This window comes from Chitinophaga sp. CCNWYY40 (genome assembly GCF_037483205.1).
Classification (GTDB): Bacteria; Bacteroidota; Bacteroidia; order Chitinophagales; family Chitinophagaceae; genus Chitinophaga; species Chitinophaga ginsengisegetis.
Map to the genome: position 1 here is coordinate 1,020,925 of NZ_JBBHLF010000002.1, position 23,467 is coordinate 1,044,391.

18 protein-coding genes are annotated in these 23,467 nt (G+C 49.0%); 6 read left to right on the forward strand and 12 right to left on the reverse strand.

All coding sequences use genetic code 11. The annotated features are described in order from the left end of the window. Positions 1 to 82: 82 nt before the first annotated feature. Positions 83 to 2,290 carry a TonB-dependent receptor domain-containing protein gene (locus tag V7S65_RS09900; RefSeq protein ID WP_339545615.1) on the reverse strand — a complete coding sequence of 736 codons (2,208 nt, stop codon included), beginning with the start codon at positions 2,288 to 2,290 and terminating at the stop codon, positions 83 to 85. A gap of 246 nt (positions 2,291 to 2,536) precedes the next feature. Between V7S65_RS09900 and V7S65_RS09905 the strand changes: the two genes are divergently transcribed. From V7S65_RS09905 to V7S65_RS09915, 3 genes are read left to right on the forward strand one after another with little or no spacing between them, the layout of a single operon-like run. After that, the gene (locus V7S65_RS09905; protein ID WP_336388378.1) at positions 2,537 to 3,652 is read left to right on the forward strand and encodes a sensor histidine kinase; all 1,116 of its coding nucleotides are present in this window, start codon (positions 2,537 to 2,539) and stop codon (positions 3,650 to 3,652) included. Positions 3,653 to 3,663: 11 nt separating this feature from the next. Continuing rightward, the gene (locus V7S65_RS09910; protein WP_336388377.1) at positions 3,664 to 4,413 is read left to right on the forward strand and encodes a LytR/AlgR family response regulator transcription factor; all 750 of its coding nucleotides are present in this window, start codon (positions 3,664 to 3,666) and stop codon (positions 4,411 to 4,413) included. A gap of 50 nt (positions 4,414 to 4,463) precedes the next feature. Then, positions 4,464 to 5,645, forward strand: a complete 1,182-nt coding sequence (locus V7S65_RS09915; RefSeq protein WP_336388376.1) for a hypothetical protein — start codon at positions 4,464 to 4,466, stop codon at positions 5,643 to 5,645. A 228-nt stretch (positions 5,646 to 5,873) separates the two neighbouring features. Here V7S65_RS09915 and V7S65_RS09920 read toward each other — a convergent pair whose 3' ends face one another. Beyond that, positions 5,874 to 6,257 (reverse strand): hypothetical protein, encoded by a 384-nt coding sequence (locus V7S65_RS09920; RefSeq protein WP_079472150.1) that lies wholly within the window; start codon positions 6,255 to 6,257, stop codon positions 5,874 to 5,876. A 226-nt stretch (positions 6,258 to 6,483) separates the two neighbouring features. Between V7S65_RS09920 and V7S65_RS09925 the strand changes: the two genes are divergently transcribed. Then, the gene (locus tag V7S65_RS09925; RefSeq protein WP_111578367.1) at positions 6,484 to 8,475 is read left to right on the forward strand and encodes a sensor histidine kinase; all 1,992 of its coding nucleotides are present in this window, start codon (positions 6,484 to 6,486) and stop codon (positions 8,473 to 8,475) included. After that, a complete protein-coding gene (locus tag V7S65_RS09930) occupies positions 8,465 to 9,100 on the forward strand; it encodes a response regulator transcription factor (RefSeq protein WP_079472152.1) in 636 nt (211 codons plus the stop codon). The genes V7S65_RS09925 and V7S65_RS09930 overlap by 11 nt, the downstream gene beginning before the upstream one ends. A 9-nt stretch (positions 9,101 to 9,109) precedes the next feature. Here the strand turns inward: V7S65_RS09930 and V7S65_RS09935 are convergent, their stop codons facing one another. After that, positions 9,110 to 9,979 (reverse strand): glycerophosphodiester phosphodiesterase family protein, encoded by an 870-nt coding sequence (locus tag V7S65_RS09935; protein WP_336388375.1) that lies wholly within the window; start codon positions 9,977 to 9,979, stop codon positions 9,110 to 9,112. 359 nt (positions 9,980 to 10,338) lie between these two features. On the opposite strand from V7S65_RS09935, the gene V7S65_RS09940 reads away from it, so the two are divergent. Next, positions 10,339 to 10,788 (forward strand): GNAT family N-acetyltransferase, encoded by a 450-nt coding sequence (locus tag V7S65_RS09940; RefSeq protein ID WP_111578369.1) that lies wholly within the window; start codon positions 10,339 to 10,341, stop codon positions 10,786 to 10,788. Here the strand turns inward: V7S65_RS09940 and V7S65_RS09945 are convergent. The 9 genes from V7S65_RS09945 to V7S65_RS09985 all read right to left on the reverse strand — a co-directional run bounded on the left by V7S65_RS09945 (position 10,781) and on the right by V7S65_RS09985 (position 23,466). Beyond that, positions 10,781 to 12,184, reverse strand: a complete 1,404-nt coding sequence (locus tag V7S65_RS09945; protein ID WP_336388374.1) for an ATP-binding protein — start codon at positions 12,182 to 12,184, stop codon at positions 10,781 to 10,783. The genes V7S65_RS09940 and V7S65_RS09945 overlap by 8 nt on opposite strands. After that, positions 12,181 to 12,906 carry an eCIS core domain-containing protein gene (locus V7S65_RS09950; protein WP_336388373.1) on the reverse strand — a complete coding sequence of 242 codons (726 nt, stop codon included), beginning with the start codon at positions 12,904 to 12,906 and terminating at the stop codon, positions 12,181 to 12,183. Before V7S65_RS09950 ends, V7S65_RS09945 begins: the two co-directional genes overlap by 4 nt. Before the next feature lie 6 nt (positions 12,907 to 12,912). Continuing rightward, a complete protein-coding gene (locus V7S65_RS09955; RefSeq protein ID WP_079472156.1) occupies positions 12,913 to 13,683 on the reverse strand; it encodes a ParA family protein in 771 nt (256 codons plus the stop codon). A gap of 14 nt (positions 13,684 to 13,697) precedes the next feature. Then, positions 13,698 to 15,071 carry a vanadium-dependent haloperoxidase gene (locus V7S65_RS09960; RefSeq protein ID WP_336388372.1) on the reverse strand — a complete coding sequence of 458 codons (1,374 nt, stop codon included), beginning with the start codon at positions 15,069 to 15,071 and terminating at the stop codon, positions 13,698 to 13,700. A gap of 13 nt (positions 15,072 to 15,084) precedes the next feature. Beyond that, positions 15,085 to 15,960, reverse strand: coding sequence for a hypothetical protein (locus V7S65_RS09965; protein ID WP_336388371.1), 876 nt, complete (start codon positions 15,958 to 15,960; stop codon positions 15,085 to 15,087). Between the two features lie 96 nt (positions 15,961 to 16,056). Beyond that, entirely contained in the window at positions 16,057 to 18,903 is a 2,847-nt protein-coding gene (locus V7S65_RS09970; protein ID WP_336388370.1) for an eCIS core domain-containing protein, read from the reverse strand. A 13-nt stretch (positions 18,904 to 18,916) separates the two neighbouring features. Beyond that, positions 18,917 to 20,281, reverse strand: coding sequence for an OmpA family protein (locus V7S65_RS09975; protein WP_336388369.1), 1,365 nt, complete (start codon positions 20,279 to 20,281; stop codon positions 18,917 to 18,919). Positions 20,282 to 20,305: 24 nt separating this feature from the next. After that, the gene (locus V7S65_RS09980; RefSeq protein ID WP_336388368.1) at positions 20,306 to 21,991 is read right to left on the reverse strand and encodes an eCIS core domain-containing protein; all 1,686 of its coding nucleotides are present in this window, start codon (positions 21,989 to 21,991) and stop codon (positions 20,306 to 20,308) included. 38 nt (positions 21,992 to 22,029) lie between these two features. Then, positions 22,030 to 23,466: a contractile injection system tape measure protein gene (locus V7S65_RS09985; protein ID WP_336388367.1), complete on the reverse strand. Its 1,437-nt coding sequence runs from the start codon at positions 23,464 to 23,466 to the stop codon at positions 22,030 to 22,032. Between the last annotated feature and the right edge of the window lies 1 nt (position 23,467).

The window sequence follows — 23,467 nt, forward strand, 5'->3', positions numbered from 1 at the left end:
TTATACTTATATAAATTTAATCATTTATATAATATTGATAACTTGTCTACAAACCGGCCGTTAATATCTTCCAGAGAAATAATTATTTCCTTACCCGGTTACTTTCTTCATCAGCCCCGCTCCGTTGCCTGCGCTGCTGCTGGTTTCCGAATGTTTTCGCCCATGTCAGCTTTATAATTTGCGCTTTACCTGATTCTGCCTGGAAGGTCACTTTACTTTTCAGGTTAAACGCTTCTTCTGCCAGCGTACCAAAATAACTGCTGATACGCACTGTGCGCAGTATATCCGTTACCGTTAGCTGCAAACTTCCCCCGTTATTGTTTAACTCTTTTTTAAGCCCGGCATTCAGCGCACCGAATGGATCTGCTTTTTTGGAACCATCGTACGTTGTGCTGTTATACCAGCCGGAGATTTCAAGATTGAAACGGGCAGGCAATGTAAAGGCGGTAGAGAAGTTGGTGTTAAAGCCGAAATAATCTTTCTGTACCGGTGTGGCGGTAAAATCCAGTTTAAATTGCCGCCAGCCGCCGGTAAACCCGAAGCTCATGTTCCACCAGTCGTTCACCTTCCACGGCACCAGCGCCTGGAGCGACAGGTTATGCTGGAACAGCAGGTTTTGCGGAGACACCCATATCACTTCGCCGGCGGGATTGGGTGTAAGCTGGTAGCGGGCCACCGGCGCATCATCCTTGCTGTAGAGCAGGGAAAACGAGTAGCCGTGATAGTTATATCCCAGCTTTACATTATTGGTGATGGTTGGCTTCAGCATGGGATTGCCGGTTTCTACCGAGGTAGGTCCGGAGTAAACAACAAAGGAAGCCAGGTCGTTATACGCAGGCCGGCTGATCCTTTTTGTGTAAGACAGCTGCCATTCTGCTTCCTGTTTTTTCCAGGTCAGGAAAATGCCCGGGAAGAATTTACCGAGTGTTCGTTTGGTGATCTGTTGTTTATTTTGCGGATCATCCATTTGTGTTTGCGAATATTCATATCTCAAACCTGCTACCAGCCGGAGTGCCGGATGCAGCTGCGTTTCCAGCGAACCATAAGCAGCTCCTATCGCTTCTTTCATGATGATGTTATTGGTAGCCGCGGTGCTGCTTACCCAGGCGCCATCGAGGAAACTTTCTATCCTGGAATTGCTGTTGTTTTTTGTATAGGTTCCTTTTATACCTGCTTCAATTTTTATTTTGGGAGATAGTTGCCGGCTGTAATCCATTTTAAATACGCCGATGCGCATAGACGACACAGAGAAGGTTCGTTGCACCGGGGCAAAAAGCGTGTCGTTGGTACCGGGCGTATGGCCGGCGCTATCTACAAAAGAGCTGACAGCGGAAGAAGGCCGGTTGTTTTTATAGTAGAGATAATCCAGGTCGATATTCAGCTGTTCCCCTTCGCGTATTTTCTTTTCTGCATACACCGATGCGCCCAGGTTATCCCAGTTATTATTCACCCTGATATCTGCATCCATGTTATAGGCAGTAGTTTTGTTTACGAGGTATTCTCCGTGATTCACCGTATGATCTGCCATCCGGCTGATGTTGCCGTTGATGCTGCCGCCGATGATAAGCCGTGGTGTGAGGTTCACATCTGCTCCCAATATAATATTATGCGTGTTCCCTACCGGCTTTATCACGCTGAGAAAATCGGAGGAGCTGGGGCCTCCCAGCAATTTCATATCATCGGTAGCGCGGGCAAACCAGTCGTAATAGGCCCGGTCGTGCGAAAAAGAATAGCTTCCATACAAGCCGGTGTTCCGGATGGTGCGACCAAAATTGAGACTGGCAGCGGCTTTCTCTCCATAGCCATAACCACCGGTAAGAGAGAAATTTCCCTGGTTCCGGTTTTTCTTTATTACAATATTGATCATGCCGGCGTTGCCGGAGGCGTCGTACTTTGCGGGCGGGGTATTGAGCAGTTCTATTTTTTCCACGTCGGCCGCCGTCATGCCCTGCAGGTAGACCATGAGCTGGTCGGCAGACATGCGCAGCAGTTTACCGTTCAGCATCACCATCACCCCGCTTTTGCCGTTGAGGGCGATCCCGTTGGTTCTCCGGTCGATGTTTACACCCGGAGCGCGTTCCAGTACTTCGAGCACGGAGCTGCCTTTTGTAAGCACGCTGCTTTGTACATTCACAACCGTTCCATACGCCTGTTGCTGCAGCAGTGGTTTACTTGCCTGCACCCTCACTTCTTTCAGCTGTTTTAAGGCGGGCAGGCTATCCGGTGCGGCAGACTGGCCGGCAGCCGGTGCAAATGGCAGGAGGAATAAGGTAAGGAGTAAGTAGTTCATAAAGGATAACTTCTGCTGCAAATAAATGCGTATCTCCGGCGATGGAAAAACCCGGATGACCACGGGCAGCAGGAAATTGACCACCTGCACAAAAGGGGCGGTTTCCCGGTAAAACCCTTTAAAAGCGGGGAATGCAGCCGTTCAGCAGTTGTGTTGCGCGGGTGGTCATTTATTTGCTGCCGTTGATATAGTACGGGAGAAGAATCAGCAAAATGTAGTTATCTTTAGTAACAGGTAATTTTTTATATGCTGAATACCACTACAAGCCGGAACTGGCTGCTGAAATATAAACTTTACCACATTCCCTTCTGGTGTCTTTACCATTATCTCTGGTGGGTAGTGGCAATAGGGAATCCTGTGAAAGCCGCGAACTCTATTATCTTATTCCCTTTCTATATCAAGTTTGCGTTTTATGTGATCTTCCAGGCAGCCGCGGTATATTTCAACCTGTATTACCTGATTCCAAAATACCTGGAGAAGGGCCGGTATACAGCCTACATTACGCTGCTGGTAATGACCATCGCAGCAACCGCCTGCGCTATTGTTGGCGGGTATTATCTTTGCTCAGCGGTATCGGGCAAAACATTTGAGGTGCTTTTCGGGCCGGGAGATTATTGCTTCCTGCATTTCTTTGGCAACGCCCTCCCCTCCACCCTTGCCAGCATGACACTGGCCATGAGTATAAAGCTTACCCGGAACTGGCTGCAAACCAAAAGACGACAGCAGCTGCTGGAAAAAGAAAAACTGGAAACAGAACTTAACTTCCTGAAGAACCAGTTTAATCCGCATTTTCTTTTTAATACTATTAACTCCATCTTCTTCCTGATCCATAAAAATCCTGATGTTGCTTCCGCTTCACTGGCGAAGTTTTCGGAATTGCTGAGATACCAGTTGTACGAATGCAACGATAAACAAATTTCCCTCAGCAAAGAGATCGGCTACCTGGAAAATTCTATTGAACTGGAAAAGCTGCGGCTTAATAACAATGTGGAAGTTATTTTTGAGTATTACCGGCAGCCGGTATCACACCTGAGCATTGCGCCTTTTATCCTGATGACCTTTGTGGAAAATGCGTTCAAGCATGTATCCAAACATGCCGACGGCCCCAACTGGATCAGGATACAACTGCATCTCGAAGGACCGCTGCTGGCATTCAACGTTTCCAACAGCAGCGCAGCAGACGAATACAGCGCCCCTATTATTGATTACGGCGGTATCGGTTTAAAAAATGTACAGCGGCGGCTGGACCTGGTATATCCCGGTCAATATGAACTGGAGATCCTCCGGGAAGCCGGCAGCTTTGAAATAAAGCTGCAACTGCAACTGGCCGAATTAAGGGTGCCACAATTGTTAGCTACTTAAATGCCTTTATTATGATTAACTGCGTGATTACAGACGACGAACCACTGGCCAGGGAAGGCATCGCCAATTACGTAAAGGAAGTGGATTTCCTCACGCTGACCGGCATCTGCGAAAACCCGGTGGAGTTGGTAAACCTGTTAAAGCGGCAACCGGCAGACCTGATCTTCCTGGATATACAAATGCCAAAACTCAGCGGACTGGATTTCCTGAAGATGGTACAAAATCCGCCTATGGTAATTATCACCACAGCGTTCCCTGAATACGCGCTGGAAGGCTTCCAGCTAAACGTACTGGACTACTTATTAAAACCCATTACGTTCGACCGGTTCTTTAAATCAGCCACTAAAGCGAGGGACTATTACCAGCTGGTAAACCCCGGCATTAAAAACGATGCTGCGCCCGCAGAAGCCGGCGCAGATCACTTCTTTATCAAATGTGGCAGCCGGTATGAAAAAATCCAGGTGGAAGATATTCTTTTTGTGGAAGGCATGCAGAACTACGTAAGCATCTACACCCGTAAGGGTAAATATATGACCCTGCTATACCTCAAAAACCTCGAACAGCAATTACCCGCACAGGCATTTATCCGGGTGCATAAGTCATACATTGTAGCGGTGAATAAAATAGACAGTATCCAGGGAAGTGAAATCTGTATACAATCGCACCAGATCCCTATCAGCCGGAATTACCGCGAGGCGGTGATCCAGCAGGTGGTCATGAATAGATTGTGGGATAAAGTTTCGCGGCCGCCGTTGCCATAGGGTTAAAATTTGTATTTTGGGCGCCCTATATCCATTTTAAGTAGTATACCATGAAAGCATACTCGTTAGCCCCGGGCTGGAAAATTTTTATTTATCTCTTCGGCATCCTCATAATGGGCGGTGGCGCTGCCGGTTTTGTCTATGTATTTTCAGAGGGGAATGATTCAACAGCTATCACGCTGGTGAGTATCTTTTCCGGACTGGCTGTAGTTGCTGGCGTATGGATCATCCTGGAAACGTATGTGGGCAAAGTGATACATGGGGAAGACTTTATCCGCACAGAAACCTTGTTTATCAAAAAAGAGCTGCTGTTTAACCAGATCAAGGGTTACACGGTAGATGAACACTATCTTCGTCTTATTCCTAATGCTGACGGACTAAAAAAATTAAAGATCGCCCTTTCTTATAACGGTACCCATGAGCTTCAGGGATGGGTGCGGAAACGTTACCGGAACCTTATTGTATCTAAATCGGAAGCGGAGGAAACGTTAAAAGAAGTAATGTCAGATGAGCGGTATGGCGCTCAGCGGAATGAGCGCAAAAACCATCTTAAAAAAGCACGTTGGGATGCAAGGATGGTGACGATTATCAGTTTTATTATATCCGGCTGTATTTTCATTACACCGGTTGCATTCTATGCAGCCATATTGGCTATGATAATACCCTGGGTTGCCATTGCACTTACTTACTATTACAAAGGGCTCATTACGATTTATACGTACAAAGAAAATCCACTGCCCTCCATTTTCCTGGCGATAGTTGTTCCCGGATTTATTCTGCTGATAGACGGAAGCAGAGGTATTCATCTGGCGGATACAACGCATGTCTGGCTACCGGTGATTGCTATTACTTTACTGATGGGATCGTTTATAATCGCTACTGTCAAACACGGAATGCTTATGGCTAACCGGGCATCAGCCTGGGCGGGTACTCTCCTGTATTTATTTTTAGTTCCAACCTACAGCTATGGTGTTGTTATCACGCTAAACACCAGCTTTGATAACAGCCAGGCGCTTTATTATGAAACGCATGTTACCAACAAAAGAACTACCAGCGGAAGGTCATCCAGCCACTACCTGCAACTGGAGCCATGGGGGCCGGTACACAGGATTGAAGAATTGAAGGTACACAGTAGTTTTTACCAGAGAACGCCAGTGAATGGCAGGGTGGGCATCTATCTGAAAAAAGGCTGGCTGGATATTCCGTGGTTCATTGTTGCGGATGCACAATAACAGAAAAGCCTTTGAATCCTTGCGATCCAAAGGCTATCAACTCAAAGTAAATCTGATTATGTAAATGTAGTCCTGCCAGGTGGTAGATACCAACGGCATCATTTCGTATCCTTTTTTCAGTTAAGTTCCTTTAACAGGTGCCTCGCAAAAACGGGGTAGCCCTGAAAAAAAGAATGGCGGCTTTCAAGAAACAAAACTGCTGGCATTCCTTTTTCCATATATCAGCAATTAAAAATTGTAAGAAGCAAGCCCGGAAAGAACCGTGCCGGAAGAAGTTCCTTCTGCTTTCACTTGCCCATCTACCAATACCTGTACTTTCAGTGTAGCAGAGGCATTGGGGCCTAGACCATTGATCACTGCTTTCACGTTCCTTGCAGAAGCCGGTGCAGTAATTTCATTGCTGGTCCAGGTATTACCACTCAGGTTGGAAAGTGTAGTTGCCTGGTCATCATATCCAAACACAGCAATATTCAATTCCACACCAGTGGACCCAATGGCTTTAAACACTACTTTGTGGGAAGTACCAGCTGGTTTGTCGTCGTCTTTGCTACAGGAGGTAAACAATGTGGCTACCATTAAAGCCGGGAACAAAATCTTCTTGAGTATTTTCATAAATGACAATTGTAAAACGCCTACTCTTTTTAATGCACAGTTTTCGGCAGCCCTGTTATAAAATTTCCAGAATACAGATGGTTAAAACCTTTATCGGCATCACCGCAAATGTACCCTGGATGGGCTATTTGCACAATACCGGCATACAATGATTTATTTATACCTGTTTTCAGGTATTTTTGCCGGCAACGATCATGTATAAGCAATTGTTTTATATTTTGGCTTTATGAGAAGACTATCTTTCCTGGTATTCCTGCTTACAGCAACTTCCTGGTGTAGCGGACAAACGTTTCCGTTGAATGAAAAGGCACATACAGACAGCCTGGAAAATGTATTGCAACGGACTACATCAGACAGTATCCGCGCCCGGGCAAACTACTCCCTGTCGGAATACTGGGCTGCAAAAGACTCTGTGAAGTCATCACAATACCTGGAAAAGGGGAAACAGTACAGTGGAAAGAATCCCTTCCTGCAGGCACTTTATTATTACTACGAGGCGAATATCCAGAAGAAGACGAACCTTGATAAAAGCCAGGCCAATTTTCTGAAAGCTGATACCTTGCTCAGCGGATTTAAAACAGCGGAAGCTTATTCTTTCCGGGCTAAGGCCTGGTACGACTATGGCGCTCTTGCCCAGCGGAAAGACGACTACAAAGCATTTGCAGACATATTACTGAATAAGGCCATTCCATTGGCGCAGCAGGCCGGCGATCAGACAGTGGTAGGGAAAAACTACCTGGCAGTGGGCATCGTATTTAAAAATGCAGGGCAGTTTGATAAAGCAGAAATATACTGCCTGAAGGCCATCGAAACATTCAGGAACGCGCACTCTCCTACCCATGAACTGGTGACCGCCTATCATACCATCGCGGAAAACTATTCCCTGTCGGCCCAGAATGCTAAAGCCAAACCCGCACTGGACAGCGCCTGGAAATTACTGGCACCTTTCCCTGAATCCGAATACCTGCTGGATCATTACGCCGCGGAAGGCATGTACTATACCCTTGAAGGGAAATTCAAAGATGCACTTGCCAGTCTTGATAAAGGAATACAACTGGCCAGGAAAAAAGGCTTACGGTATGAAGAACAGCGGTTGCAAATGCAACAGTTCTATGCCTACTTCAATGATAATAATTTTGTAAAAGCAAAGGAAATGGCTGCCCTGCTCATGCAGCAGGAGGAAATGATGAAACTTGCCGCTAACCGGCTCCAGTTGTTTTACGGTATGGCGCTTACCTGCGAAAACCTTCACGAGATGGCGCCCGCCTACACATGGATGAAGCGCTACAGTGAGCTAAGTGATAGTCTCTCCAAAGCCCAGCTCACAAACGATGTACACGCCCTGGAAATAAAATACCGGAATGCAGAGAAGCAGAAAGAAATTGACGCGCTGAAAGCCAAAAGCATCCAGGATGCGCTGCACACCAAAAATTCCCGGCTGGTAAACTCGCTGCTGGGCGCGGCCAGCGTAATTTTACTGGTGATACTGCTGTTTGCCATCTTCGTTTACCGCAGCAAACAAAAACTGGCAGCACAAAAAGAGCTGACCTACCGGCAACACCTGCACGAAATTGAACAACAGCAGCAACTGCAGTTCAGCCAGGCCGTGTTACAGGGCGAAGAACAGGAACGCCGCCGCCTTGCCCGGGATCTCCACGATGGCCTGGGAGGCATGCTTGCCGGCGCCAAAATAAACCTCTCTGCACAGATTGAAGATACCTACTCACAGGGCCAACGGGCGGAGCTGGAAAAGATTACCCTCCAGCTGGATCATTCCGTTACGGAACTGCGGCGCATTGCACATAACATGATGCCTGTTAACCTGCTGAAGTTTGGTCTGAAAACGGCGCTCAAAGACCTCTGCGAATCACTCATGAGTGAGGCTACCCATATCGACTTCCAGGACCTGGGCTTTGAAGATACCCTCCGGGAAGAAGTTCAGATCCACATTTACCGCATTGTACAGGAACTGCTGTCCAATGCGATCCGCCATGCACAGGCTACTAATATCATATTGCAGTGCAGCCAGAATGATCATATCTTTTTTATTACCCAGGAAGATAATGGCAAGGGTTTTGACATGCAGGCCGCAGGTACTGAGAAGGGAATCGGGTTAAGCAACATCCGCAACAGGGTGGGATTCCTGAAAGGAAAAATTGATATCGACTCCGCCGTGAACGAAGGCACCACCATAAATATTGAATTACATGTTGATTAATCCCGCCACACTGGCTATTGTAGACGATCATCCGATTGTGCTTGAAGGACTGCAAAAGTTGCTCACCAATGTGAAGAGCATACAAATTACCGGGTGCTTTACTTCCGGACTGGCTTTTATGTCTTTCCTGAAAGAAAATAAAGTAGATGTACTGCTGCTGGATATTACACTGCCGGATGCAAACGGGATAGAGCTATGCCGCGAGGTTAAGGCGCTGTCGCCCGATACACATGTACTGGCGCTGAGTAATCATTCGGAACGCAGTATGATCCTCCAGATGATCCAGAACGGCGCTACCGGTTATCTCTTAAAAAATATTTCTTCCGAAGAACTGGTGGCCTGCATCCAGGAAGCCCTCAGCGGCATGATCACTTTCAGCAAAGGCGCCAAGGAAATCATGGCACGCCCGTCTATCAGTGAACTAAAAGGTATTCCTCAACTCACGAAACGGGAAAAGGAAATACTGCATCTCATAGCAGATGGTAAAACCACCCCTGACATTGCGCAGCAGCTTAACCTGAGCCCTTTAACCGTAGAAACGCACCGGAAAAACCTGATCCAGAAATTCCAGGTAAGAAATGTGGCGGCGCTGATTAAAATTGCTTCCCAGCAGGGGTTGTTATAAACGTTGTTGCTACTTATGCAAACCTTTTTTGCGCAGGTAAGCCAGTAATTTCTCCGGGTAATCCGTTTGGAGCACATTGGCGAAAGCGGCCTCTTTACGCAGCTGATCAAAACCGGTATCGTCCTTTTCTGATTCCAGTTTATCATACTTTCCCAAAGCGTTCATCCATACCCGTGTGCCCGCGGTGGTGATACTTTTCATCAGGGAATCAGAATAAAAAGAGGGATCTCCGTGAATCACCGGGAACTTTCCCTGCGTTGCGGCCATCTGTTGTATTGCTGCTATTTCCTCGACACTGTGCGCGCGGGGCATTATAGGGATCTTCGGATTCCAGCTGTGCAGGGTGGGCGCTGTATGATGATCATAAATAAAGAACAACACCTGTTTTTCCATGCCATGCGCCGCAATCTGTGAATAGGCTTGCTTCGCAGCGGATTCACTCTCTTCTTTAAAATCCACATCTACAATGATCCTTCCTTTGGTGAGTTTCAGCACCTGTTCAAACGAAGGGATGGTTTCGGTGGTAGGTTGACCTTTAAACAGCAAAGGAAACTGTTGCAGTTCCTGGTAGGTATAATCCCTTACTTTTCCCGGTTTGCCCGTGGTACGGGTAATAGTTTCATCATGCATCACTACGAGGATATGATCCTTTGTTTCATGCAGATCTATTTCTACTATGTCTATTCCCTGTCCAATAGTTTCCTTTACAGCAGCAAGGGAATTTTCCGGGTATTTATTATGGGAAGCGCGGTGTGCCGCCACCATGATGTGTTCCGGGTGATGCTGAAACTCATTGAGGATAGCGTCGACAGGTGTTTTTTGCTGCGCAGCTACCGGCAGGCTGATTGCACATAAGGCGGCTAATAATAAACGGTTCATCAGGTATTTATTTTTTTTCAGAGATAGACAGGATAATCCTGTGAAAGTAAATCAATTCACAGAAGATCTCTACCGGCTTAATAAAAAGTTAATCTACAATTGTTGCCGCTTTAGTTCCTTCACGGCGTAATCCGCCGTCCCCATTTCGTGAATGGCCATTCCAGGGTAGGAATCCCTGTTAAAGGGCGTTACATTTGTGTTTTGCGCCTTAGCTTTAAGGTTTAAGTTAATCATACGCAGCCTATATAGATAATAAGGAAAATAGTAAAAAAAAGGGAACGGGTGTAAATAATTGGTATGGACGGTTGCCGGAAAAAATAGTTACATTATAGCATATTAGCACTCATCAAACAATAGCCATGAATATTACCACGCAGCGGTTAACTACGCATCACCTCGCCGAATTTGTTGAATTGCTCCAGGTATATGAAGCGGTATTTGACATGGAAAATTTTCAAATGCCCGATAAGAGCTATCTCAAAAACCTGTTGAGCGGAGAGGACCTGATTATGTTTGTTGCCATGTATGAAAATGCCGTTATAGGCGGACTTACCGCCTATGTACTCCCCTCCTGCTACTCGCGGTCAGCGGAGATATACGTGTATGACTTTGCGGTGCATACCAACTTTCAGAGAAAGGGGGTTGGCAAGCATTTACTGTCCGCCTTCGCGGACTACTGCCGGAAGAATAACTACGCCACTTTTTTTGTACAGGCAGTCACCACCGATGTACATGCCGTGGAATTTTACCGTGCTACCGGGGGCACGCCGGAAAATGTAGTGCAGTTCACTTATACGGATATCAGATAATAAATGATCTTCCTTCTTTGTTCATTTCTTTCCGGATACCGTTTACCACATCATCCAGGGAAACCAGCGCTGATTTGCGTTCCAGCGCTTTCAGGCAGGCATATTGTACTACGTTGATAATATTTCCGCCGGTGATTTCATACTTCTTCACTTTACCGGGAATATCTTCTTCATCCAGGAACTTTACATTTGGCGGGAAGGTTTTCTGCCAGATAGCTGCCCGCTCGCGTTCTCCGGGCACCTGGAATTGTATGATGGCATTGAAGCGACGGATAAAGGCGTCGTCAATATTATTTTTCATATTGGTAGCCAGTATTACCAGGCCATTAAAATCTTCTATCCGCTGCAGCAGGTAAGATACTTCCTGGTTGGCGTATTTATCGTGTGCATCCCTTACGCTGGTGCGTTTACCAAACAACGCGTCTGCTTCATCAAAGAAAATGATCCAGCCTTTGTCGGCCGCTTTTGCAAAAAGTGTTTCGAGGTTCTTTTCTGTTTCCCCGATGTATTTGGATACCACCATCGACAGGTCAATCTTATATACATCCCTGCCGGTGTATTTGCCCAGTAAACTGGCCGTGAAAGTTTTGCCGGTACCGGGAGGGCCATAAAACAATGCACGGTAGCCTTTCTTCAGCTTATGCTTCATGCCCCATTCATTCATCAGCTGATCGTTGTGATGCAGCCATGTTTCCAGTTCCCGGATCTGCACCATAATGGATTCATCCAGCACCAGGTCGTTCCAGGTGAGTTCAGTGGCGATGAGCCGGGCGGGGAAGCTCATACTGAAATGCGGCCTGCCGGGTTTTCCTTTTATGAAGAGATTTACATAGTCGATGTCCATCATGATACGGGCGCTCATCAGGGGTTCTCCTGCCTGCACATCTTCCAGCCATAATATTCTTTTGAGCGCAAATTCATGATCCGGCTCAAACAGTTCCTGTACTTCCAGGCGTTTTTTCCAGTTCGTACCGGCCAGCAGGAAGAGGGCTGTTTCCCCGGTGGGCAGGAAGCCGCGGAATTGTTTTCCGCGCACACCTCCCAACTGCGGGAATTCGCCGGCCTGTGGCAGGAACTGCTGGATAGCGGTGTCGTAAAACTCCGGCAGGATATGCGGTACCAGTGCAATCAGTAATAAGGTGAGTTCTTCATCAGTCCATTTGTTTTGCTGCATGGCTTCCGGCCTTACAATTTGCCACGTGGCCCTGGCGGGTACGGCAGGTGGTTTGGAAGGCGTGCCTTCTTTTTTAAAGTAGGTGCCCAGCTGATAATTGATCAATGCCTGCAAATAGGCAAGTTCCGGCGCCATCGCAGTGGTTTCCGCAATAGGCGCTGCAGTTATCTTCTGTTTCGCGGTTGTTTTCTTTGGAGATACCGTGTTGTTGATCTTACTCATATGTTTGTCCCTCCTGGTTGTGTAGCTGATTTTTCTTTGGCAGCGCCCTGTTGTACCACATGCGTCAGTTCATGCGCCAGCAGGTGCTTTCCGTTACTGGTATCAGGATTATATTTTCCTGCATTGAAAAAAACGTCATTCTTATGGGTAAATGCCTGCGCGCCCAGTTCCTTACTCATTTGTACAGCCGAAGCGCCTGTATGGATGTTAACATGGCTGAAGTCCACACCGAATTTATGCTGCATTTCATGCGTCGTTTGCCGGCTCATGGGATTGCCTTTACCGGTGGAGCTTTCAATTTGTGCGGAGAGCTGTGGCGTAGCGGAAGTACTGCCGCCGCCAGCCGCTGCTTCGGACTTTTGTACATTACCTTCTTCCTCGTGTTCGCAGGCAGCGCATTTCCGTTGCAGTTCGGGCTTGGTTTGAATATCTTTATCACGGCGCATGCGGGCGTCGTTGGTACTCAGTTTTTCTTCTGCTTCGGAAGTAGCCAGCCGCTGAACGAAACTGATGTCTTTTTTCTGTACTACCGGGCCTGCGCCACCACCACCGCTTACCACCTTATCGGCTACGGAGTCGGCTTCGCGTTCAAAGGCATCTCCGGGTGTGTTCACGGATAATTTTGTCTGGAAGAAAGTATTATCTTTCTTTTGTTGCACGCCGCTGAAGAAGGGTTCTTTCGCGGAAGCGGCGGCGGGTAAAGATTGTTTACTATCAAACATAACCAACTATTTTATTCTGCTTAGAAAATCTTCTCCCAGTCTGCGGTAATCTTTTGCGCCATGCGAAACGGGGTCAAAGCTGAAAATATCCATGCCGGCTTCCTGAGCTTTGGCCAGTTGAATATTGGAGCGGATATACGTATCCATCACTTTTCCATTGTATTCTGTTTCCAGTTGCTTTAACACCTGCCGGTTCATCGATTTACGGTCGTCGTACTTGGTTAAAACAATGCCGAGCACTTCAAGGTTGGTGTTCAGCTTCTTTTTTATATTCTCAAAATGATACATAAAACTGCGAACACCTTTCAGCGGGAGAAATTCTGCCTGTAGTGGCAGCAATACGTAATCGCTGGCCACCAGTGCGTTTACGGTGAGCATCCCGATGGCAGGCGGACAGTCGATCAATATAAAATCAAACTGCGGCAATAAAGGTTTCAGCATCCAGCTGAACACCTGTTCACGACCGTACATGCCTACCAGCTCCAGTTCTGCGCCTGCGAGGTCCAGCGACGACGGAATGAGCATTAGTCCGCATGGTGAGGTAAGGATTACCTGCGACAACAACGCCTCTTCTCCCGCGATCTCCTTTTTCAGTGCAGTGTACAGGTGTTGCGCCGGATCTTCGGCATATCCCAGCGCCTGCGTGAGGTTCGCCTGGGGATCGGCATCTACGAGCAGCACCTTCTTGCCCGCCAGCTGCAACGCGGCAGCCAGGTTAATAGCGGTGGTGGTTTTGCCGGAACCTCCTTTCTGAATAGCCAACGATATTACCGTCATAAGAAATCAGTTAATCATAATGTTCCGTTGAAAAAATACTTTGCTTTTTCCCATACAATCTTTCCTACTTTCTGACCGAGGTATTGCCCTTCCTGGTTGCCGCGCGCAAAATGGATTCCGCCGTATAACCGCGATACGCCCGCCTGTGCGGCCGCTTCTGAAAAGGTATTCCAGCTTAATGATATATCCCTTGAAGGGGTATGCCTCGGTTCTATCAGCGAACTGCCTTTGCTGCATAGCACGGTGGCGCCCAGTTTATCGCCGCCGGTAAACTGCGCCAGGATATATGCTGCGGCGCTGCTGAAGGTACTGTGACCGGAAACATATTCTGCAAAGGGAGGCGTGATAGCTGCTGCCGGCTGGAATGGTATCCACTCCTCTCCTTTTATTTCTTTAGTGCCCTGCCCCGGGCCGCCCCAGGCTTTTATAGTGCGCCCTTTGTATACATAGCGCACGGCTGAAACAGGACGCACGGCATCATAGTGCCGTTTGCTTTCCCAGCAGGCGATACTGGCATCCAGCAATGCGTTGCTGAGTGCAAAAAACAATTTCAGATCCTGGTGATTGCAATGCTGATCACGATTGGATACATACTGTGCGATCTGGCACCAGTGGCCGGGTGGCGTTACTGTTCCGGGGCCATCCCACCAGTATTCTGCGATTACTTTTTGCAGGTCTGTCAGGCCTGCGCTGAGTCCGATCACCTGGTCCACCTGTTGCTGAAACTCTGTACTGCCGGGCATATAAGGCACCGGCGGACGAAACTGTTCCGGGCGTTGTAAGGCAAAAGGTTGTACCAGCGACCAGTGCGGCGTGAGGAATTGTTGTGATTTAAAATGCCCATTGCCATCCGGGATGAACAGCGGTTGCCAGCGGCCTGGCTCTTTCAGCTGCTCCGGCGTATTCACCGGTTTATAGCCTGTATAATCCGACCAGGCAGGCATTTGCAGGGTGCCGTATGCGTTGGCGCCGTCGCCGGCAAAAGCTTCCAGTACACAACGGGCGGCGAGGTTGCCGATACCTGCTGCTTTGGAAATATCCAGGGTAGTGATGCCCGGATCATAGTCGAGATGCAGCATCATATCATGGAACATGTTTTTATTTTCCGGTGGCAATATTAACCGGAACAGTTCCGTGAGTACGCGGAAGGCAGCGTAGCTATAGGCTTTGCGTTTATAGGCTGCTTTGTGTTCTTCTTTGGGGCGTTTGATATAGGCGCCGGTATTGGTACTGATGGCACAGGGGTTGTAGGCTGTCCACGCATCGTACATGGCGGTATGCACCATAGCCAGTGCGCGTGCGGCCAGTGGCGGCGGAACTGCCGAGCAGCGGATCGCTTCCACTGCCAGTTGGTTCCATTGCACTACGAGTGTTGTCGGGGTTGACATATCATCTTTTCATTTATAATAATGTAGTAATTCTCACAACGGCACCATGCATAAAAAAGGCCAGGAGCCGTTCGTTGTCTGCCGCCACGGAGAAGATAGCGCCGGGGGCGTCTATCTGCTGCTGTTCAAGTGGTGCAGCGGTGCTGATAAGAAACGGTTTACCTTCAAAGTCAACGGCTATTATATACTTTCCATCCGGTGTGATGGTGGCGTCATTCCAGTTTCCTTTCCAGCGGTTCATTTCCTTTCCGGTGCTAGTATCCCACAAACCGATGTGATCATGCTGTAACAGGAGCAGTTGTTTTTCATCTGCCGTCATTTCAATTCTCACCGCGGGCAATTGCTCCGGGATGATGGTAGCTGTAAATGTTTCTTTGTCGAACACGCGGAACTGCGATGTGCCTGCCAGGATCCATTTATCGCTGATATACAACGCTGCCACCGGCAGGTTGCTTTCTTCCCAAAGGGTTTGCAGCAGGTGGCCTTCTTTATCCAGCAGCAGCACCTTTGCGGGGGGCGGACCGGGGTTACCGATCCATTGCACTGATACCGCCACAACGCTGCCGTCCGGCGCCCATGCAAAAACACTGGGCGTGTATTCGTTACCGTGAGACGCCCGGTATTGTCCACCTGCCGTTCTGATAGCTTCCTGCATACCAGGTATTTCGTGCCGCACATTGGCAGCCAGGTCGAGAACGCCTGTGCCCCAATACAGCTGATCGCCGATGAGCGTTGGAAAGCCCGGCTGCTGCGTATCCGTATGATGTTGCAGCAAAGGCTTATCTTCTTTCCATACGGTTACCTGGTGCAATGAGGCAGCTATGATATAGTTGTTTTTGAGCACCAGTTTGTTGCCGCCGTTACCTGCTAATGTTTTCCAGTTCTTCATCTTTCTTTTTATCATTTTGTTTTTGGGAGATGTGCAACTGCTGCACTACTTCCTATAACAACATTTATTCACGGGGTGTTTGTATAAAGTGATTTGTTACGGAGGGGTAATCTGTGTTTTATCTACATATCCCAGTTTGCCTTTAAAATCAAATGCGGCCCATGCATCGGTGAAGCCGGCTACCTGTAAGGAATCTCCCGGGTTTACCCAGCCAATGCCGGTATGTTTTGGACCGGGGCCTCTGAATACAGGGAGTTTTATTACCGAGGTCACCGTGGCGACGTATGCCTTTGGCTCTATCAGTAAGGTATTTCTTTTTCTTCCCGGTATCTGTGCATTTGCCTGCTTGCGGCCCATGGGCGCAGGCGCTAACCGGCCCAGAGCCTCCAGTATTTCATCGGAGCCTCTTCCTGCCAGTTGTGCAATAACAGCAGCGGACAGCACCGGACCGGTGGGCGTGTCTGTAATTTCAGTATTAAAGAATGCTGTCACCAACGCATTCGTTGAATCCTGGTCGAGCCAGGCAAGTGCCAGCTTGATCCGGCCGGCGGTATGAGGTGCAGCGGGCGCAAACAGGGTAGCATCATATTTACCAATAACGGCCCTGTCGAGATGCACTTCCATTTGCCGCACAAAATCAGGAGGCGTGCCATTCAAAAATGTGATGAAAGACGCTTCCCTTCCGGCAACCAGGCTAAACCATGCCTGCTCCATAGCAAACCTGCCAAGCCGCAGATCATTTGTTGCCGGCGCCAGCATCATGGGTACATTGAGCGACTCACGATAAATAACGGGTGCGGAGCCCAATGGGTTTACGTCTTTTACGAAACTGGCTGCCGAAACGCCAAAGTCTGTTCCAAAGCCACTAAGGAAAGGCAAGTGGGCTACTTCAGCCAGCTCCAGTAAGCGGGCAAGACTTACCGGGCTGCCCAGCGGTACGCCATCCAATGCCACTTTTACCATCGCAATCACGCACTGATCCCACCAGGGATCTGATATAACGCCAAAGCCTAAACGGGAATGGAGCAAATTAGAGGCGACTATCGGGTTGGTGGCGGCTACTTCCACGGCGGCCCGCATGGTACCTTCCGGTTCATGACCTGCTGCCAGATATGCCGCTGCAGTACCAAACGCCTGCGGGTCAAATGGATAAGTGATATGCAGGTCTTTGGTAACCGGGTCCATTAAACTCGTTTCAGAAAGCGCGACCGATGCACGGGCAGCTTCTACCTGTACCGGTTTGCCTTTCGCCACACCACGTTGTTGTGTGAACTCACCCAGGTTCGGATGAGCAGCGATATGAGGTTGTACATTGGCGGCGGCAGTGCCAACAGGCACCGGGTGGGCGCCCACCAGACAACCTGCATATACAATTTTCGCGGTGGCCGGATCAAGGTTCTGGATCAGTACATCCAACAGCGCCTGTGTTTTGGCTTTTGCTGCCGCATTACTGATATCAAGACTTTCTGTTGTATACTCCACACGTCCCTTTACGATGCCCGGAGCGCTGGTTCCTGCCAGCTGCACGCTCTCCGGAGATCCATGCCCTGCAATGATCACCTGTGCTATACTAAAATTACCTTTGGCATCTTTCTTACCAAACCGCTGGGCAATAATGGGTATTTCCGTCTGGATCTGCAACAGCGAATCCCGGCCTTCCAGCATCAGCACCAGGTTGGGGGAAGTATTAATAACGTCTTCAAATTTAGGAGCAGCATCCTGGAAAGCGCCGGCATCATTTGCTGTTTGAATGATCAGGTGCAACGGAAGCGTATGTGAGAAATCCGTAAAGTTACTCTTCAGCTTATTGAGCGCAGCTATGCTAAAGCGATGCAGGTTGCGTATACGGCCCAGTAATGCAAAGAAATCAACCGGCGATTGCGCGGTGAACATATTTATTATTTTCTGAAACTCCGACCCCCTTTCTCCTGGCTTCACTTCATACACCCTTTGCAGGTGCGGATGAAAGAAGTTCCAGTAGGTAGTAATCCTGGCCCATAAAACAGGGTTGGCCTCCACATCAATCAGCTGATTTTCAGATACTGTTCTTTTAATCACTTTACCACCAATCAGCGCTTCCATCTTTTGCATCATATTGCCTAATGCGATGCGGCGGGCCAATGGAATCCCGCTATTCAGTATGATAACCGTTTCGTCCCGGTGACAACCATGCCCAAAGGTAGCCAGCGCTGCCCAATCTGCCGGTGGAAGCGGTATCAGGTCTTTCATTTTCAGATCTCCGGCGCCCGACTGAATATGATCTCCACTCTCATTTTTAGCGATGAGCGCCCATAGTGCATCCCTGTCGGCTTTCCCCAGCGTAGGATGTGCAAACCAATCCGCCTGTATCCGGATGTAGCTGGTAAATTCACTGAGCGTTATACCGGTGTTGGCCGCTGTACCATCTCCCAACAACTGCTTTTTATTTTTCCTCCGTACAGTAGTATAATCATAGAGCAAAGGCGCCCGCGAAATCATCTGCGCCGGCTTTTGCTGCACCACGTGCGTCAGCTCATGCGCCAGCAGGTGCTTGCCTTCTGCACTGTCATTGCGCTGATTTGCCCCGAAATAAATATCCTTTCCGTGTGTAAATGCTTTTGCCTGCAGTTGCCTGCTCATATCCGCAGCACCGGCATCTTCATGGATACGGACGCCGCTGAGATCTGTGCCAAAAGCGCGGCTCATTTCTTCATTACGCCGCGATGGCAGCGGCGCTCCGCCACCTTTGCTTTGCGACAGCTGTTGTTCAACTGCCGGTGTTACATCCGGCGTGCTGCTGCCTGTGGCTTCCCGTTGCAGGGTACCGTCTTCTTCTCCATGCTGCTGCTTTCGCTGAAAGAAAGGATCTTTCGCAGGGGCAGGACCGAAGAATGGCCCCTCCCGCTGCTGCGGTGCAGAAGATTTTAGTCCGGGTGGTTGTATCTGTGTATTTACTGCTGCCACTTTTTAAAAGCTTTTATTCAAACGTTTCGGTAGGTCTGCATACGTTTTCCTTGCCGGTAACCTGTTCTGATCGTCTCACATATCTGCAGGTGGGACCGGCGTAAATGGCTTCCAGGTTCATTCCCGGCGCCATACCGGGCTGCCAGTCGCTTACCACGGAAATAGGCGCCATACCGCTTACTGATTTCTTTTTAATATTCACATCTTCCGATGCGGCCACGCTCCAGAAGGCGTGGTTCAATGGAATGAAAGCCCCCATCTCCCTAACCCCAAGTATCACGGTAAAATCCATCATCCAGAAATAATGGGTGAGATGAAACGGCCCTGTTTTGGAATCCGGGTAATGCAATGGGAACACGGCTCCGGGGCGGTCCCTGATGGCTACTTTGCCTTGAGTGGTACCAGGCCCGGAGTTAAACATGCTGAGGCCATCGAGCGCAAAATGACTGGTAGCATTCTCCAGGTCTTTGCAGGGCAGCAGGTTACAGTTGCCATAATCCAGCACCAGCGTACGACCTGTATTATCGCTGTATTGCGCCATCAGCGTATCTCTTGTAAGTACCTGCGAAAAGCCAACGCCGGTACCGCCCAGCGAGGTAAGGGTGATGTCTGCCGATGCCTTCATGGAGAAATGATTCCGCGCAAAAAAATTATCTGTTTCGTTAAAGGTGGGCTTGGGCGTGGGCACTCCCTGCTGACCAATGATCAGGTTTTGTACCTGCACATCCACCCAGGGTGGCAGTTTATTTACCACGGGGGTAGACCGGAACAGGAACAGTTCCACTCTCCTGTTGCGGGCCTGGTTTTCCGGCGATGTTTCCGGCGCCATACTCCGGGGGCTCGATGTTGTATCTATTACAATCCTGCTGTCAGGAATTTTCTTTGCAACGAGGAAGTCTCTGATGATGCCCGCTCGTTGTGCAGCCAGGGCTTTGTTACTGTCCGCATTGCCGGAGGTACTGGCAGCTCCCTGCAGTTTTACTTTCAGATTACTATCTTTCTTTAATAATTCTACCCAACGGTCAGCCACTTCGTTTAGCCGTTCACGATGGGCGGCGCGCATGGCTGCTTCTCCCACACAATAGTTCCAGAAAATAAGTTCATTACTTTCTGATTTACCTGAGGATCTGTCTTCCACACCAAATACCTTTCCGGGGTTATCGTTGGCCCACCTGGATTCGGGTGTGCTGCTGGCTTTACATGCATCTGCCACAGCAGCGGTGGGTGCGGCATCTTTGGCTTTTGTATCAGCCGGTTGTAGTTGCAGCGTATTGTCTCCGGGTTTGCTGAAAAAAGATTCCCCGTTTTCAGCTTTACTGAAAAAAGGTTTATCATTTTCTGCAGATTTGTTTTTAGTCGTTTTCGGAGATTTTTTCATGCAATACTATTTAAGTCGTCTTCATTACGGTGTTGTACAGGGGTATCCGTAAGGTGCGGCGTTTAGTGATGACCGTTGTCTTACAGGTTCCCATACATAATCAAATGAAGGGGTTGTAAATGGTACGTTACAGGTAGCCGGGCAATTTGGTTTGTTGCCACCGGAAGGAACGCCCGATGGTCCGCCATTATAAGTGGCGCTTGCCCAGGCAATAGGATCCATCGGATTTTCGTGGTCGTACAGCTTATAGGCGGTGATCAGCGCCACCATGGAAGCATAGGAGAAGGCGCCGCTCAACATGCCGAATGGCGGCGGCAAAAATCCGATCGGGGAAATAAAGCCATTGCACAGGCGCATCATGATGCCATAAGTACCATAATTCACGGTGCCTGATTTCCAGCAGCCACTTCCTGTTTGCACCGTATTGGAGCATACATCGTCTGCTTCATGCAATGGATCCCGCGACCAGCATGGATCACCGGTTGATCCGGGTACGCCGCATGGCGGATGATAAGGGCCTTGCTGTGTCCATCCGGCGGTATTCAGGAATAAGCCGAATGTATCAAATGCGTCTTTATTGAGTTCTGGTCCGCCGCTGCCTACAATCACAGGCTGTATGAGATAACGGCAGGCATTCAATTTATCTGTGAATCCCCAGCTGTTGAAATTACTTTGTACCTGCGCCCATACCCTTGCTATTTCTGAAGTAACATTAGGGCCGCATTTTCTTTCAGGAGTAACGGGAGGCGTTGGACCCGGTGGTGGCGGCGGTGGTACAGGCACTACCGAACTGATAACGGCTACCCTGTTGGCCACCGGATCGGTACGGGAGAAGTGATTGGTTTCGCCATGTGCAAAAATGGAAATAAACCCGGCGCCGATGCCCGGGCTGCCATCAGATGGCGTGATCATCTCATCTCTTACTGCCTGCGCGCGGTGGCACGACAGCTCCCAGTTGAACGGATCGGAGCCATCCACACTGGCGAAGCCATCTATCCTTACCGTAGCACTGGCGCCGAGGCGATGCCAGTTAGCAGCAAAACCGCTGATCAGCCGCTGGTTCGCAGGCGATAAGCCGGAAGAAGATACGGTGAAGGGGTAGCTGTCTTCCACCCTCGGAGTACTGGTATCCACGGGGCAAGCCAGTGTTGCAGGCACCTGCGACAGGTCCCCGTGTTCTTTCACCGGAGCTACCTGCCGCGCTATACCCGTTGTTCCCTGTCCCTGTTGTAAAGTATGTGTCAGCTCATGCGCCAGCAGGTGTTTACCGGAGCTGCTGCCGGGAGCATATTTTCCTTCGTTAAAATAAATATCGTTGCCGGTGGTAAATGCCTGTGCATTCAGCTGGCGGTTAAGTCCTGCTGCATTGGTGCCGGTATGGATCTTCACCTTACTGAAATCTGCGCCGAACGCGCCGTTCATTTCCTGCAGGGTATCTCCTTTCAATCCTTCTCCCTGTCCTTTGGTACTGTTGATATTACTTTCTACTGCTGTTGGGGAGATGGCGGCCGGAGAGGCTTCCTTCCGCTGCACGTTGCTTTTCTTTTCCTCCTCTTCGCAATGAGCACATTTACGTTGGATGGCGGGCTGGAAAAAAGATTGCGCCGCGGGCTTCCCCCAGAAAGGGGTTGCTGCCGGCTGTTTAAGGCCGGAGGCGTGCGATGCGGCCTCTCTTTGAATATTTGCGGGCTGTAATGTTTTTATGCTCACCTGGATATTTTTAATTCATTTGCAAATAAAAATGCTCCTTACCGCCATTGCACATGCAGTGGTATTTTCATCCACTTTAACTTGATGATGCTGATGTTCCAGGGCAAACGGTCCAGCAGGATGTCGATGGTATCCGACTCCATTTGCAGCTGATGCTTATCGGTGCCGGTGATCAATCTTCCCGGCCTTTGCAGGAACCCTTCCCGTAATCCATCTGCAGAAATATTTTTTAATGCCTTCCAGTGACTGATAGCATTTTCTATCAGTCCGTCAGCTTCTTCCATCGCTTCTTCTGTTGGCGCCAGCTTCGTATCCAGCGGCCTTTTCAGCGGCCAGCCACATAACAATTTCGGCAACACCACTTCAAATTCGTCCGCCTCCGTCTGGCCTGTTGCCATGTAGTGCAGCAACATAATGGCTTGCTGCTTACACGCTGCATTGAGGAACCGCTTACCATCGGTCCATTCCAGCTGGCGGAACATGGGCAGCAACCAATGATGCAGCAAAATGATCCCGGCATTTACCACGTAATAAGTATGGGCGCCGGTAGTGGGTTCTGATATTTCTTCTTCAGATGTACCTGTTTCCGCATCAGCGGAAGCCTCATTGGTTAATGGCGTATCCGCCTGTTTGTTTGGCAGCGCTGCAGTATGTTGTGTGTTGAAAAAAGTAGCGGCAGCTAATAATTTATCCCAGCTGTTGTTGCGGCATACCGTTATCAGATCCGGGATCTGCGTAACAAATACCGGCTGTCCGATCAACAGTTCATTCATTTGCGCAGATTCGCTTACAGTGGGGTCCTTTGCTGCCTGTACTAACAACGCATACCAGCATGCCTGTTCAAAAGTTCGGCGGTTCATGCCGCCTTTGTGCGTGAGTTGCAACAGGCGGTAGGCGTCATAGAGCTGATGAATTACCGGCGTCCAGCTGTCTTGTTTTTTGGCGGTGATGATGGCAAGCAGCTGCGTAATAAATTCCGGCGAATGCTGCATCAGGATGCGGCGGAGATAATCCGGGTTATTCAACAGTTGTTTGCGGAGTGTGGTAATCGCCTCGTGACTGGTAGCCAATATCTGTAATACCTGCTGGTACCACACATCACCGGGCCGTGCGGCATTCCAGGGAAGTGTGCCATGTTCCATGTAGTAGCACCACTGATCAAAGGTGTGCTCCGGCAGGGATTTACGCGGCGTTTCTTTTACGTGAAGCGTGGCTAATGCAGCGGTCATTTTTTCCAGCAGCAACGCTACGTAATGATCATTGTTAAGATCGGCGGCCTTGATTTTTCCGAGGTCAATCTCGAGGCGGTCTATATAAATAACGGTGTCGTCGCTGCTATGACTGTCGAACAGCCTTTCCAGTGCAGGGATGATCTTATTCCAATACAGCGCTGTTACCTGGTGTTGCCAGGTAAAAACAGTGTCTTTGTTATGCACTGTCAGCAGGAGTGTTTGTTTACGGATCTTATGCAACATA

Bases quoted from the DNA above. Each gene is read 5' to 3' on its own strand.
- V7S65_RS09900 (WP_339545615.1), bottom strand. From the start codon at position 2,290: ATGAACTACTTACTCCTTACCTTATTCCTCCTGCCATTTGCACCGGCT.
- V7S65_RS09905 (WP_336388378.1), top strand. From the start codon at position 2,537: ATGCTGAATACCACTACAAGCCGGAACTGGCTGCTGAAATATAAACTT.
- V7S65_RS09910 (WP_336388377.1), top strand. From the start codon at position 3,664: ATGATTAACTGCGTGATTACAGACGACGAACCACTGGCCAGGGAAGGC.
- V7S65_RS09915 (WP_336388376.1), top strand. From the start codon at position 4,464: ATGAAAGCATACTCGTTAGCCCCGGGCTGGAAAATTTTTATTTATCTC.
- V7S65_RS09920 (WP_079472150.1), bottom strand. From the start codon at position 6,257: ATGAAAATACTCAAGAAGATTTTGTTCCCGGCTTTAATGGTAGCCACA.
- V7S65_RS09925 (WP_111578367.1), top strand. From the start codon at position 6,484: ATGAGAAGACTATCTTTCCTGGTATTCCTGCTTACAGCAACTTCCTGG.
- V7S65_RS09930 (WP_079472152.1), top strand. From the start codon at position 8,465: ATGTTGATTAATCCCGCCACACTGGCTATTGTAGACGATCATCCGATT.
- V7S65_RS09935 (WP_336388375.1), bottom strand. From the start codon at position 9,979: ATGAACCGTTTATTATTAGCCGCCTTATGTGCAATCAGCCTGCCGGTA.
- V7S65_RS09940 (WP_111578369.1), top strand. From the start codon at position 10,339: ATGAATATTACCACGCAGCGGTTAACTACGCATCACCTCGCCGAATTT.
- V7S65_RS09945 (WP_336388374.1), bottom strand. From the start codon at position 12,184: ATGAGTAAGATCAACAACACGGTATCTCCAAAGAAAACAACCGCGAAA.
- V7S65_RS09950 (WP_336388373.1), bottom strand. From the start codon at position 12,906: ATGTTTGATAGTAAACAATCTTTACCCGCCGCCGCTTCCGCGAAAGAA.
- V7S65_RS09955 (WP_079472156.1), bottom strand. From the start codon at position 13,683: ATGACGGTAATATCGTTGGCTATTCAGAAAGGAGGTTCCGGCAAAACC.
- V7S65_RS09960 (WP_336388372.1), bottom strand. From the start codon at position 15,071: ATGTCAACCCCGACAACACTCGTAGTGCAATGGAACCAACTGGCAGTG.
- V7S65_RS09965 (WP_336388371.1), bottom strand. From the start codon at position 15,960: ATGAAGAACTGGAAAACATTAGCAGGTAACGGCGGCAACAAACTGGTG.
- V7S65_RS09975 (WP_336388369.1), bottom strand. From the start codon at position 20,281: ATGAAAAAATCTCCGAAAACGACTAAAAACAAATCTGCAGAAAATGAT.
- V7S65_RS09985 (WP_336388367.1), bottom strand. From the start codon at position 23,466: ATGTTGCATAAGATCCGTAAACAAACACTCCTGCTGACAGTGCATAAC.